Source organism: Sphingomonas sp. NFX23 (assembly GCF_049887795.1).
Lineage (GTDB): Bacteria > Pseudomonadota > Alphaproteobacteria > Sphingomonadales > Sphingomonadaceae > Sphingomonas.
Window position 1 is genome coordinate 47,313 of sequence record NZ_JAGEKH010000010.1, and the last position, 12,234, is coordinate 59,546.

The window sequence follows — 12,234 nt, forward strand, 5'->3', positions numbered from 1 at the left end:
CCCCCTAGCGGGGGTCGCCGGGCGGCGTCAACCGTCGACTTGCCAAAAAGACGTCAAAAACGTCCCTCGATGGCGAGCTTGTATCCGCTCGGGCCGCTCACGAAGCCCGCCTGCTCGAGCTTCTGGATCGCCAGTGGATCGGAGGGACGCAGCGAAAGCTCGGCGCGATAGGTCCCTGCCCCCTCGATCCGGAGCGCGATGCTCTCGGTCCCGGACTGGCTCGCCAGCGGCAGCAGCAGTGCCGTGCCATCGCAGCGCGCGGTGCCGCTCACCGACTGCGGCAAGGTGATCCCGCCGACGTCACCCGCGAGCGTTGCGCGGACGCGGCCCTCGGCGGCTTCGCACTGGCCATCGCGAAAGCGGACCGAGACGTCGTCGAGGTCGAGCGCGGAGACGGGCACCGGCGCGAACAGCCGACCAGTCGCGACCGTGGCGGTCATGTGGTCGACGCCGAAGCCATGGCGACTGACGCTCGCCGACCCGCGCAATGGCTTGGCCGACACCGATTCGGGACCGGCGAAGACGATCGTCGCGCGGCCGACCAACAGCGGCAGCGGCGACAGCCGCGCGTGGAGGTCCCCAAGCGCGAGATCGCCGAACCGCGCTTCGGTCAGCGTCGCGCCCCAGATCGTTCCCGACACGCGCCGCGCGACCAGCCCTTCGTCGCCGACGCCGACCCAGCCGAGCACCGCGCGCATCGGCAGGAAGACGATCAGCGCGATCAGCAGCATCCCGCCGAACAGCGCGGCGGGGCCGGTACGCAAACGGATCCGCCTCATGCCGCGCGCACCTTCAACGTAAGCGCGACGCCGACGGTCTTGTCGCCCTTGTCGGTCATCGCCACCGAATCGACGAGGATGCCGAGCCGTTCGAGGCGCGCGAGCCACGCGACCAGCGCCGCGGGGCGTGCCGACTGGATGCCGATCCGTACCCGGCTCGCGCCGTCCTGGTCGAGCGAGGCGAGCGCAAAGCCGGCCTGGTCCGCCTCGGCGCGCACGACGTCGGCGAGCGTGCCGGTCAGCGGCGTGGCGCGCGTCCGCTGGATTTCGCGCAACGTCGCGACTTGCGCGCGCGTCTCGCCGAGCCGCGTGACCGCATCGGCATGACGCTCGCGCGCGCTCGACAGGCCGTCGCCGACCGGGCGGATGATCAGCGCCCACAGCAACGTGAGGACCGCGAGCCCCGCCATCACGAGCAACAGCCGCCGCTCCCTGAGCGAGCGTCCCTCGAACCACGTCTTCAGTCCGGTCATCGTCCGCTCTCCGGGCTGATCGTAAGTTCCCCCGTCACGCGGCCGGCGGCGGCCTGGAACACACCCGCGCGGACCGAGAAGCCTGCGGATTCGAGCGCGCGCTTCAGGTCGGTCGCCAAGGCTTCGCGCTCGACCGCCACCGACAGGCGCAGGTCGCCGTTCGCCTGGAAATCGAGTGCGGTGACTTCGGTGCCCGGCGTGGCGCGCACCGCCGCGAAGACTGCCGCGGTCGTGCTGGTGAACCCCAGCCCCGGTCCCCGCACGCGCGACAGACGCTCGTCGAGCTGGCGGCTGGCGTCGACCACCGTCTCGCCGCGCGGCAAACCGGTGACCGCCACCGTGTCGGCTTCCGCCTCCAACGCATCCGCGCCGAAGCTGTACTTGGCAATGCGGACAAGCGAGATCGCCAGCGTCACGGCCAGAATCGTCAGCGACAAAAGCGCAAGCCGCCGGATCAGCCCCCAGTCGATCGCGAACCGTCGCCGCCGCGCGAACGGCCCCTGGCGTAGGTCGAGCGGTGGCGACGCGACGGCGGCGACGATCGCCGCTTCCAGCGTATCACGGTCGATGGTCGAGGGCGCGGTGCCGCCGGTCACAAGCTCGGTCAGCCGGGCTTCATCGGCGAACCCGCTGGAGGTGCCACGCACGACACCGCTGCCAGCGAGTTCCGCCCGCGCGTAGCCCTCTTCTGGTCGCGGGAGGAGCATCGGCGCAGGAATGACGGCGACCGGGTCGACGCCTGCCTCCGCCAGCATCAGCAGCCAGTCGCGCATCGTCGCGGCACCGACGACGCCGATCGGTCGGTCGGTCGCGCCTTCGTCTCCAACTGCGACGTGGAGTTCGGCGAGCGGCGACGCACTCGCCTCGCTCGCAAGGATTCGCGCGGCCGCCGTTGCCTGCGCCGCAGACCGCGACGGCAGTTCCGCCCAGTGCAGCGTCACCGCGTCGGCGGGCGCGACCGCGATCGTCTCGTCGTCGATCGCATCGGGGATCCCCTCCCCCTCCCCGACCACCCGCGCGTCCGCGACACGCATCCAGCGATATCCGGTCTCGCCGGCGGGAAGGAACAGCAAAGTGGTCATGATGGCTCGCCCCATTGCCGTGATACGAGCTGCGCGGGAAGCCGGTTCGCGTCGATCAGCGCACGTTCCTGCATTTGAGTGGTGCCGAGCGTCACGTCGATATCGAGCGTGAACCATTTCGACAGCACCTGCGCGTCCGCGCCGGGCGCGATATTGGCGGCGCCGAGCAACGACGCGCCCTTCTGCATTTCGTCAAACGTGGCGTAGCCCTGCACCGGTCGCCGCAGCAGCAGTTGCTGGGCGGCGCCGACCGACAGCGTATCGGGATACATCATCGCCAGCAGCACGGACTGTTCGGGCAGCAGCGTGTTGACGTTGATCGGCGAGGGCTTGGCGAAGGGCAGCGTGCAGATCCACGGCCGGATCTTCGTGTAGATCTCGGGCGTCATCCCGGCGATCGCGCGCAGTTCGCTGGGGTCGCTCATCAGCGTGCCGGCGGTGCGGTACGACGGCACGCGACCGAGATACGCGCCGTCCTCGGCCCCCATCGGTGACTGGTCCTGATCGCTGTCGATCCAATCGGTCGTGCCCGCCGCGATCTGTTCGGCAACCTGCACCGGCACGTCGAGCAACCGCATCAGGCGAACGAACTGCGGCCTGACTTCGCCGCGCGCGACGTACACGCCGGGGGTCGTCATGCCGACGAGAGAGTTCAGGTTGAAACAGTTCGCACCGTCACGCACCCGCGCGGTTGCAAAGCCTCCGGGGACCGGGAGGCCGAACGGGGTGTTGCTCCAGCCGCCGGCCAACGTGACCCGCGTAGGCTTTGGCGCGAGCAGGTTGGAGACGCGAGTCAGTGCCATCGTCTCCGCCGCGAGCGCATAGGCGCGCGCCTGCTCGCCGGTCGCGGCGTTGCTCGCGAGCCGGGTCGACAGCCGCAGTTTCTCCAGCGCCGCGCCTGCCATCACCGCGATGATCGCGACGAGCATCAGGACGGTGAGCAACGCTGCACCCCGTTCCCGCCCACGCTCGAGGCCGCGATCAGGTGCGTGCACCGGGCGTCTCCCGTCCCGGAGGGGTGCCCGCGGGTGGCGTGGCGGCGGGACCCGTTCCATCAGATGGCGCCGGGACGTAGCTGGTGCCGACGAGAAACATCTGGCGGAACTGCGTACCGTCATCGCGCTGGACGGTGAGTTCCATCGCGTCGGGCAAAGGCCTGCCGCTCGCGCCGTCCCATCGATCGCTCCAGGCGCCCGCGATGCGATAGCGCAGTCCGACCTGACGAACTTTGGTGAGCAACGCGGCAGGCGGCAGCGGCTGCGCGCCGTCGACCATCGGATACGCGATCCGTTGAAGCGCGCCGCCATCGACGCGGTAGGCGACCTTCTGCATGCTGGACCGGGCCGTGCCGTCGATGTTGCTCCAGCCGGCGCGGACGAGGCGGAGCATCGGCGTGACGCCCGACCCGCTCTCACCGATGAACGCGGGAACGCTGGTGCCGGCCTCGTCACGGCTGGTGCGGTTCGATGCCTGGGCGAGATCGGCGGACAAGATCGACATCGTCCGCGTGAGCGCGCTGATGTCGTCGAGCTTGGCGCCCGTGCTGCTTTGCGCCTTGACGCTGAACGACAGGATCGCGACGCCCGCTGCGGCGATCATGCCGAAGATCATGAGCGACACCATGACTTCGATGAGCGTGAAGCCGGATTCGGTTTTCGGATGAGTCACATCACCATCCGCGGCGCGGGTCGCACCATCGTCAGGCGGCCGAGTTGCGTGCCGGTCCGGTCGGCGACGGCTACGTCGATCCGCAGCACGCTCGATCCGCCGAGTGCGCGGACCTGTCGGGTCCACGTCCAGGGCTGGCCGCCGTTGGTCTCTGTACCGGTGACGCGACCTGCCGTCGGTGGCTGCGCGCTGGTGACCGCGTCGATCGCGACGTTGCGCGCGACCATCTGCGCGACCAGCGTTTCGTCGAGGATCGAGGCGCCGCGGATCGTCGCGCTCTCCAGACGCACGAGCGCCATCGCCGCGAGGCTGAACACTGCCAGCGCGACCATGATTTCTATCAACGTGAAGCCGTGTTCGGCGTAACGTCGACGAAGGGTGAATCCGTGATCAGCCCGCATCGGCTCTTACGCTGCCGTCGGCGTCGATGTGGACGGTCGCCGCGACGCCGCCGCGATCGAGGCGGATCTCCGCGGGGCGGTCGACGAGGCCGGTCGGGTCGAACGTCACGCGCATCCGGCCGGTGGTGTCACCGATGCTGGCCCTGGTACCTTCGTTCCAGCGTTCGACGCGCATGGGTTTCTCGGCGATCGGCGTCCAGCCGCCAGCGAGCCGCCGGTCGAAGCCGTAGCCGCCGCCACTGATCCAGACGCTCACCGGGCGTGCCTCGACGATCGCCGAATCGTGCGCGGCGCGGGTGCGCAGGGCGAAGCGCGTCGCCTCGTCGAGCACCCGGCCGCGCGGGTCCGGCATGACGAGCACGGCCACAGCGGAGGCCAAGCCGATGATCGTAACGACGACCATCAGTTCGACCAGCGTGAAGCCACTTTCGCGTCTCCGCGAAAGTGTCCCCGCGCAGGCGGGGACCCAGTCCAAGGACTTATTGCCAGCTGCCGATATCGGCATCGATCCCCTCGCCGCCTTCCTTGCCGTCCGCCCCGAAGGTCCAGACGTCGGCCTCGCCATGCGCGCCGGGCGAGGCATAGAGATACGGGCGACCCCAGGGATCGTTCGGCAGCTTCTTCAGATAACCGCCACGCTGGTACCGCGATGGATCGGATAGGCCCGCGGGTGCCGAAACGAGCGCGTTCAGCCCCTGCGTGGTGTTGGGGAAGGTCATGTTCTGGAGCTTGTAGAGTTCCAGCCCGCCCTCGATCTGGGCGATGTCGGCCTTCGCCTTCTGGATCCGCGCGGTGTCGCCCGAGGGCAGGACGTTGAGCGCGACGATGGTGGCGAGCAGGCCGATGATCACGATCACGACCATCAGCTCGACGAGGGTAAAGCCAGCCTCGCGGCGCTTCTTTTTATCTTCGGGACGCATACGAAACCTCATTGTCCGGCCAGCGTGTTGAGCTGGAGGATCGGGAGCAGGATGGATAGCACGATCGTCGCCACGATGCCGCCCATCACGACGATGATTAGCGGTTCGAGCAGCGAGAGTGCGGTGGCGGTGAAACGGTCGAACTCGCGTTCGAGATAGTCCGCCGCGCGCTCGAGCATCTCGTCGAGGCGGCCGGCGGCCTCGCCCGATGCCGCGAGATAGGTCAGCAGTGGCGGGAAGACGCCCGCGCGGCGCATCGCGGCGGAAAGCGAGCCACCGCCGCGGATCGCGTCGACAATCTGGTCCGAGGCCTGGCGGAGACGGCGGTTGTGGATCGTGCTGGCGGTGAGGTTGAGACCGTCGAGCAACGGCAGGCGGCTAGCGACCATCGTGCCGAGCGTGCGCGCCATGCGTGCCGCGTGAAGGTCTCGGATCAGGCGGCCGAGCAGCGGGATACGCAGCAGCCAACCGTCGAAGGCGAGCCGCAACGTCGGATCCTTGAGCGCCCGCCACCCGGCCAGGCCGCCGCCAACGACGATCAGCAGCATCACCCACCAGTATCCGACGAGGAACGCCGAGAACGCCATGACCATGCGCGTCAGCAGCGGGAGTTGCTGGCCGACCGTGTCGAATTGCTCGACGACCTGCGGCACGACGAACATCATCAGCGCGGTAACGACGCCGAACGCGACGAGCGCGAGGATCGAGGGATAGGCCAGCGCGGTGATGAGCTTGCCGCGGATCTCGGCCTGGCGTTCGAGCAGGGCTGCGAGACGGTCGAGGATGGTCGGGAGCGAGCCCGAGCTTTCGCCGGCGGACACCATCGCGCGGTAGAGCGGCGGGAAGCTTTTCGGCTCGCGCGCCATCGCGTCGGCGAGGCGACGGCCTTCGACGACGCCGGCATGGACGTGCTGGACGATCGTGCGGACGCTGTCCTGTTCGGTCTGGCGCGTGATCGTACGGAGCGATTCTTCCAGCGGGGAGACGCGGTTGAGGGTCGCGAGCTGGCGGGTAAAGAGCGTGAGGTTCTTGCCCGACATCTTGGGCGTGCCGAGCTGGAGGCCGAACAGCGGGCGGCCCTTGGTGGCCTGTGGCGGCGCGCCTGGGGTGATCTTGACGACGTAGAATTTGCGCGCGTCGAGGGTGGCGCGCGCGACGTCGATATCGGCCGCGGCGACATGACCGCGGCGTTCGGCGCCCTTGGTATCGATCGCGATATAGTCGAAATCAGCCACGACGCGCCCCCCTCCCTGGAAGGGAGGGGTTGGGGGTGGGTCGGCTTGTTAGGCGGGAGGCGGTGGCCGAAGCGGGCCGACCCACCCCCGGCCCCTCCCTTCCAGGGAGGGGGGAAGAGGCGTTACGCATCGGCCACCTCGGGCGCGACTTCGGTCGTGTCGCGGCGGGATACTCGGACGGCTTCTTCGGCGGTGGTTTGCCCGGACAGGACGAGGTCGCGGGCTGATTGCGCCAGGTTCGGGGACTTCGCAAACGCGTGCGCGGTAATCTCGGATTCGTGGCCGTCGGTGTTGATCAGGCGGCGGATGGTGTCGTCGATGCGGACCGCCTCGAAGACGCCGATGCGGCCCTTGTAGCCGGTCTGGTTGCAGTCTTCGCACCCTTGCGCGACGTAGACGACCGCGTCGGAGGCGATGCCGAGCAGCGGCGCTACCGTATCCGACGCGGGTACCGCCTTGCGGCAGGTCGGGCACAGGCGACGGACGAGGCGCTGGGCGATCACCGCACGCAACGTCGAGGCGAGCAGGAAGCTCTCGACCTTCATGTCGCGCATGCGCGTGATCGCGCCGATCGCGTCGTTGGTGTGGACCGTCGACAGCACGAGATGGCCGGTGAGCGACGCCTGCACCGCAATCTCGGCGGTCTCGCGGTCGCGGATTTCGCCGACCATCACGACGTCCGGATCCTGGCGGAGGATCGCGCGCAGGCCTGCCGCGAAGGTCAGGCCGACCTTCGGGTTCACCTGCGTTTGGCCGACGCCGTCGACGGCATATTCGACCGGGTCCTCGACCGTCAGGATGTTGCGGCTGCCGTCGTTGAGCAGGCGCAGCGCGGCGTAGAGCGACGTGGTCTTGCCCGAGCCGGTCGGGCCGGTGACGAGGATGATGCCGTTGGGTTCGCTCAGCGCCTCGTTGAGCAGTGCGAACAATGCGGGCGGCAGGCCGAGCGCCTCCAGATCGATGCCGGCGTTTTCCTTGTCGAGGATACGCAGCACCACGCGTTCCCCTGCGCGGCTCGGCAGCGTCGAGACGCGGACGTCGAGCAGCTTGCCACCGAGCGTCAGGCCCATGCGGCCGTCCTGTGGGACGCGGCGCTCGGCGATGTCGAGGCGCGCCATGACCTTGATGCGGCTGACCACCACCGGGGCGACGTTGGGCGGCATCCGCAGCGTTTCGCGCAGCACGCCGTCGATGCGCATGCGGACGACTAGGCCGGACTCATATGGCTCGATGTGGATGTCGGACACGCCGTTGCGCGCGGCATCGGCGATGATGCCGTTGATGAGGCGGATCGCGGGAGCGTCGTCGGCGGTGTCGAGCAGATCCTCCGCGGTCGGCATGTCGCCGGCGAGCAGGTCTAGTTCGTCGCCCATGCCGACTGCGGCGAGCGCGTTGGCCTGGCCGTCCATCGCGTAGACGTTCGAGAGGAGGCGGTCGAAGGCGACCTGCTCGACGAATGTCACGTCGAACGGGCGGGCGAGGTAGCGGCGGAGTTCGAGCAGGACTTTGGGATCGGCGCCGGCACGCATCGCGATGGTTAGGTGGGAGTCGATGTCGGTGTGGTCGACTACGACGCCGAATTTTCGGGCGAAGGCGTACGGGATGGTGATCTGGGGGAGGTCACTGCTCCCCTCCCGCTCGCGGGAGGGGTTGGGGGAGGGAATGACATACCCCTCGATCACATCGTCCGTGATCGAGGCAGGCCCTCCCCCGACCCCTCCCGCAAGCGGAAGGGGAGTAGCAGCGTCGATCTCGTGGCCTTCGCGGATGATCATTTCTTGGGCCGCACGACCATCGTCGAGGTGCGGACCGGCACCGCGATGCGCGGGTCCTCGATGTTGCCGGGGATCGGCGCGCTCGGGATCGGCGGGGCAGCGCCCATGTAGTCGCGGACGAGCTGGTCGATCGACGGCTCGGCGCCCGGCTCCTGCAAGCCCTGTTGCAGGCGGACGTAGCCGTAGCGCTGCTCGGTCAGCTTGCGGCTGTCCTCGGCAGTGCGCAGGATCGTCGGGCGGATGAAGATCATCAGGTTGGTCTTCGACCGCTGCTTCGCCTTCGAGGTGAACAGATGGCCGAGCACGGGGATGTCGCCGAGCAGCGGAATCTTCTCGATCGTGCGCCGCTCGTTATCGTCGAGCAGACCGCTGATCACCGCGATCTGACCGTCGTCGACGGTGCGGACGGTCTCGACCTCGCGCTTGTTGAGGATTAGGTCGCTGTTGTCGCTCGATACCGGGCCAGCGATCGAGCTGACCTCGAGGCGAAGGTTGAGCTTTACGGTACCCGACGAATTCACCTGCGGCCGCACGGTCAGTTCGATGCCGACATTCTGGCGCTGCGTGGTGCGGAAGGCGTTGTCGAAATTGGTGCTGAGCGCCTGCCCCGTTGTGATCGGGATCTCCTGCCCGACAAGGCTGTGCGCCTCCTGATTATCGAGCGTGACGAGGTGCGGGACCTGGAGCAGGTTCGAGGTCGTGTCGCTCTTCACCGCGTTGATGATCGCGCCGAAGAAGGTGCTGCCGATCTTGCCGCCGAACCCGCCAAAGCCGCCGGTGGCCGCAAGGATCGACGCGATCGCCGACTGCTGCAGCGCGTCCGCCGCGGCATTGGGGGTGTTCGTTTCGGTGCGCGTGCCATCGGGCGCGACGACCGTCGTGCCGTTGCCGCCGATCGAGCGCGCGCCGATCGCGCCCGCGATCTGGAGGATGTTGGGCGCGGAGTTCGAGAAGGTCGATGCGCCGAACGCGCCGCCGCTCGGGTCGCCGACGATGAACTGTGCGCCGAGCGTGCGCGCGGTCGAATCGGAGACCTCGGCGACGATTGCCTCGACCAGTACCTGTTCGCGGCGCGTATCGAGCTGGCGGACGACTTCGTTCAGCTGACGCTGGATCTCGGCGGGTGCGGCGATGACGATCGCGTTGGCGCCAGCGAAGCGCGTGACGACCACCGCCGACCTGCCAGCAGACGTGATCGCGGCCTGGCCCGATCCACCGCTGCCGCCGCTCGGCGACGGTCCCGACTGCGGGATCTGTGGTTGCGAGAAGTTCGACTGGCCGCCGGACGCGCCGCTTGTGCTGCTCGATCCGAAGTTCGAGCGCGACAATGCGGTCTGCACCGGCTGCGTCGGAGTCTGGCCGACGAGTTCCTGCAACACCGGCAGCAACTGTTCAGCATCGGCGTTCTCGAGGAAGACGACCTTGATCTCGGTCCCGTTGCGCGCCTTTTGATCAAGGTCGGCGGCGACCTGTGCGAGGCGGGCGACGGTCGTCGGATCGCCGCGCAGGGCGACCGCGTTCGAGCCTTCGACTGCGACCACAGATGCGCTCGGGCCGGCGGCGGCACCACCGCCCTGCCCGCCCTGTCCGCCGCCCGTGCCGGCGCCGATGAGCCCCTGGAGCGCAGTCGCAATTTCCTTCGCGCTGGCGTTCTTCAGCGCGACGACGCGGGTGGAGGACGTGTCGGTGTCGATCCGGCGAAGGACTTCGCGGATGCGGCGGATGTTGTCGGCGAAATCGACCACGACGAGGCTGTTGCCGCCGCGGTTCGCGCTGACCGAGCCCTGCGCGCTGACCAGCGGGCGGACGGTCTCGACTGCGGACTGCGCGTCGATCGCGCGGAGGCGGATGATCTCGGTGACGTAGCTGTTGCGCGCGGCGCCTGCGACGCCGATCCGGCTCGGCTGCGACGCGGCGTTGTCGAGCGGCTGGACGCGGAACGCACCGCCCGAGGTCGGCACCGCGACGAGGCCGTTGGCGCGCAGGGTCGAAAGGAATATCTCGAAATATTCGGAGCGCGACAGCGGGCGATCGGTGACCACCGTCACCTTGCCGGCGACGCGGTTGTCGATGATGAAAGTGCGCCCGGTGACCTTGGCGGCATCGGCGATGAACGCGCGGATGTCGGCGTCGCGGACGTTTAGCGTGGTCTGGGCATGAACGCCGGCCGCCAGCGCGAGGGCTACGACGGGGCCGAGAAACAGTTTTTTCATTGGGGGGGCGCGATCGTGATGGCGAGCGGCAGGGTATCCTGGCCGCGTTCTACAGTGATGGGGACGTTGCCGCCGCCCGCGAAATCCTTGGCGATGCGGTCGAGATCGCCGGGACCGGAAACGGGACGCCCGCCGATCGACGTAACGACGTCGCCGTCCTTGAGCCCGGCCGAGCGGAACGCGTTGCCCGAGCCTTGCGAGCGGACGGTGAGCCCGCTGATGCGGCCGCCGTCGATGCGGGGAATGAAGCCGATCTCGCTCCGCAACTGCGCCACGGGAATACCAACGACCGGCGCCACCGCTCCGGTCGCACCTGCCGGTGCCGCCCCCGGAACGACCGGCGTGACGGCGCCCGACTGGTCGAGGAACAGGTCCTCGTCGGCACCGCCGCGGTCGATCGTGACGTGATCGAACGCAACCGACTTGAGGCGCACGCCGGGCTGGATCTCGTCACCAACCGCAACGCTCTGCTGGACGCCGTCGGGACCGGCGATGATCGCGGAGCTGCGGCCCATCGCTTCATCGATCCGCGTGCCGAACAGGGTCAACTGAAGCGACGTGACGGTGGCGGGTGCGCCGGCCGCGCCACCAAGGCGGAAAAACGGGTCGAAGCCACGCAAGATGTCGGCGGGCGAACCCACCACCATCGGCGTGGCGGGACGCCAGTCGCCGAGTGGCGTGATCGGCGTCACGATCGTCCACGCCAGCCGCGCGCACTGCACCGCCAGCCCGGCCAGCAGCGCGAGTTCGACGACACTATAGACATTCACGACGGGCATACGCCGCAAGATACGGCGCGCCCGCGCGTCCAGCTTCAATCGCATCCGCGACCCACCCCAATTTCCCGCTCTCTTCGTCGCGTAGGCATGCCATGTTACAATTCCGCGTCAATGGCTTGCGCGTTGGTTGCTTCGATTCTGATGGGGTAGCGCTTCGCGTCAGCGATGGGCAGAAGACGCTCATGTCCGATCCTGTCCCGTCCAGCGGCTCCGGCCTGCCTCCCGAAGCGATCATCGCGCGGCTCTCCGTACCCGGCGTGCAGCGCGTACCAAGCCCGAAGCTCGACCTGTTCGTGCGGCGCGATTTCCTGCCGCCGGACCTGTGTGCGACGCTGATCGAGCGGATCGACGCAGCGCGACGGCCGTCGACGATCTCCGATTCGAACGGCGATGCGAACTATCGGACGAGCGAGACGGGCGATCTTTCTCCGCTCGATCCGGTCGCGATCGAGGTCGAGCGCCGGATCGCCGCGCTGACCGGCCTCGACCCGGTGTACGGCGAACCGCTCCAGGGGCAGCGCTATGCGGTCGGGCAGGAGTTCAAGGGACACACCGATTATTTCGAGCCGAACGGCGTCGATTATCAGCGCTATTGCGGGGTCGCGGGCAATCGGACGTGGACCGTGATGATCTACCTCAACCAGCCAGAAGCTGGCGGCGCGACGCGGTTCAAGGCGATCGACAAGATCGTCCAGCCGGAGACTGGCAAGCTGCTGGCGTGGAACAACCGGCGGGCGGATGGGAGCATGAACCCGGCGACGCTGCATCACGGGATGAAGGTGCGCGCGGGGGTCAAGTATGTGATCACCAAATGGTTTCGCGAGAAGCCTTGGGGTTAGGCTTGGTCTAGGGCCATGATTGGTCTGGCGAGAACGGACGGATTGGCGCAACGGCGACTCCTGCGCCTCA

General features: G+C 68.3%; 13 protein-coding genes. 1 reads left to right on the forward strand and 12 read right to left on the reverse strand.

Going from position 1 to position 12,234, the window contains the following annotated elements; all coding sequences use genetic code 11:
• Positions 1-53: 53 nt before the first annotated feature.
• The 12 genes from gspN to J4O76_RS22100 form a co-directional block, all read right to left on the reverse strand.
• Positions 54-779, reverse strand: coding sequence for a type II secretion system protein N (gene gspN / locus J4O76_RS22045; RefSeq protein ID WP_426284244.1), 726 nt, complete (start codon positions 777-779; stop codon positions 54-56).
• Positions 776-1,252, reverse strand: a complete 477-nt coding sequence (gene gspM, locus J4O76_RS22050) for a type II secretion system protein GspM (RefSeq protein WP_426284246.1) — start codon at positions 1,250-1,252, stop codon at positions 776-778. Before gspM ends, gspN begins: the two co-directional genes overlap by 4 nt.
• On the reverse strand, positions 1,249-2,334 hold the full coding sequence (gene gspL, locus J4O76_RS22055; RefSeq protein WP_426284248.1) for a type II secretion system protein GspL: 1,086 nt from the start codon (positions 2,332-2,334) through the stop codon (positions 1,249-1,251). Before gspL ends, gspM begins: the two co-directional genes overlap by 4 nt.
• Positions 2,331-3,329, reverse strand: a complete 999-nt coding sequence (gene gspK, locus J4O76_RS22060; protein ID WP_426284249.1) for a type II secretion system minor pseudopilin GspK — start codon at positions 3,327-3,329, stop codon at positions 2,331-2,333. The genes gspL and gspK overlap by 4 nt, the downstream gene beginning before the upstream one ends.
• Positions 3,316-4,002 carry a type II secretion system minor pseudopilin GspJ gene (gene gspJ, locus J4O76_RS22065; protein WP_426284250.1) on the reverse strand — a complete coding sequence of 229 codons (687 nt, stop codon included), beginning with the start codon at positions 4,000-4,002 and terminating at the stop codon, positions 3,316-3,318. Before gspJ ends, gspK begins: the two co-directional genes overlap by 14 nt.
• Entirely contained in the window at positions 3,999-4,403 is a 405-nt protein-coding gene (gene gspI / locus J4O76_RS22070) for a type II secretion system minor pseudopilin GspI (protein WP_426284252.1), read from the reverse strand. The genes gspJ and gspI overlap by 4 nt, the downstream gene beginning before the upstream one ends.
• Entirely contained in the window at positions 4,393-4,908 is a 516-nt protein-coding gene (locus J4O76_RS22075) for a GspH/FimT family pseudopilin (protein ID WP_192977054.1), read from the reverse strand. Before J4O76_RS22075 ends, gspI begins: the two co-directional genes overlap by 11 nt.
• Positions 4,883-5,323: a type II secretion system major pseudopilin GspG gene (gene gspG / locus J4O76_RS22080; RefSeq protein WP_136190649.1), complete on the reverse strand. Its 441-nt coding sequence runs from the start codon at positions 5,321-5,323 to the stop codon at positions 4,883-4,885. The genes J4O76_RS22075 and gspG overlap by 26 nt, the downstream gene beginning before the upstream one ends.
• 8 nt (positions 5,324-5,331) lie before the next feature.
• Positions 5,332-6,558: a type II secretion system inner membrane protein GspF gene (gene gspF / locus J4O76_RS22085; protein ID WP_132740198.1), complete on the reverse strand. Its 1,227-nt coding sequence runs from the start codon at positions 6,556-6,558 to the stop codon at positions 5,332-5,334.
• Positions 6,559-6,680: 122 nt separating this feature from the next.
• Positions 6,681-8,333: a GspE/PulE family protein gene (locus tag J4O76_RS22090; protein ID WP_426284255.1), complete on the reverse strand. Its 1,653-nt coding sequence runs from the start codon at positions 8,331-8,333 to the stop codon at positions 6,681-6,683.
• A complete protein-coding gene (gspD, locus tag J4O76_RS22095; RefSeq protein ID WP_426284256.1) occupies positions 8,330-10,546 on the reverse strand; it encodes a type II secretion system secretin GspD in 2,217 nt (738 codons plus the stop codon). The genes J4O76_RS22090 and gspD overlap by 4 nt, the downstream gene beginning before the upstream one ends.
• On the reverse strand, positions 10,543-11,325 hold the full coding sequence (locus J4O76_RS22100) for a type II secretion system protein N (RefSeq protein ID WP_426284258.1): 783 nt from the start codon (positions 11,323-11,325) through the stop codon (positions 10,543-10,545). Before J4O76_RS22100 ends, gspD begins: the two co-directional genes overlap by 4 nt.
• Before the next feature lie 182 nt (positions 11,326-11,507).
• On the opposite strand from J4O76_RS22100, the gene J4O76_RS22105 reads away from it, so the two are divergent.
• Entirely contained in the window at positions 11,508-12,164 is a 657-nt protein-coding gene (locus J4O76_RS22105) for a prolyl hydroxylase family protein (protein WP_426284259.1), read from the forward strand.
• The last annotated feature ends 70 nt before the right edge of the window (positions 12,165-12,234 follow it).

Bases quoted from the DNA above. Each gene is read 5' to 3' on its own strand.
- gspN (WP_426284244.1), bottom strand. From the start codon at position 779: ATGAGGCGGATCCGTTTGCGTACCGGCCCCGCCGCGCTGTTCGGCGGG.
- gspM (WP_426284246.1), bottom strand. From the start codon at position 1,252: ATGACCGGACTGAAGACGTGGTTCGAGGGACGCTCGCTCAGGGAGCGG.
- gspL (WP_426284248.1), bottom strand. From the start codon at position 2,334: ATGACCACTTTGCTGTTCCTTCCCGCCGGCGAGACCGGATATCGCTGG.
- gspI (WP_426284252.1), bottom strand. From the start codon at position 4,403: ATGCGGGCTGATCACGGATTCACCCTTCGTCGACGTTACGCCGAACAC.
- J4O76_RS22075 (WP_192977054.1), bottom strand. From the start codon at position 4,908: ATGCCGATATCGGCAGCTGGCAATAAGTCCTTGGACTGGGTCCCCGCC.
- gspG (WP_136190649.1), bottom strand. From the start codon at position 5,323: ATGCGTCCCGAAGATAAAAAGAAGCGCCGCGAGGCTGGCTTTACCCTC.
- J4O76_RS22090 (WP_426284255.1), bottom strand. From the start codon at position 8,333: ATGATCATCCGCGAAGGCCACGAGATCGACGCTGCTACTCCCCTTCCG.
- gspD (WP_426284256.1), bottom strand. From the start codon at position 10,546: ATGAAAAAACTGTTTCTCGGCCCCGTCGTAGCCCTCGCGCTGGCGGCC.
- J4O76_RS22100 (WP_426284258.1), bottom strand. From the start codon at position 11,325: ATGCCCGTCGTGAATGTCTATAGTGTCGTCGAACTCGCGCTGCTGGCC.
- J4O76_RS22105 (WP_426284259.1), top strand. From the start codon at position 11,508: ATGTCCGATCCTGTCCCGTCCAGCGGCTCCGGCCTGCCTCCCGAAGCG.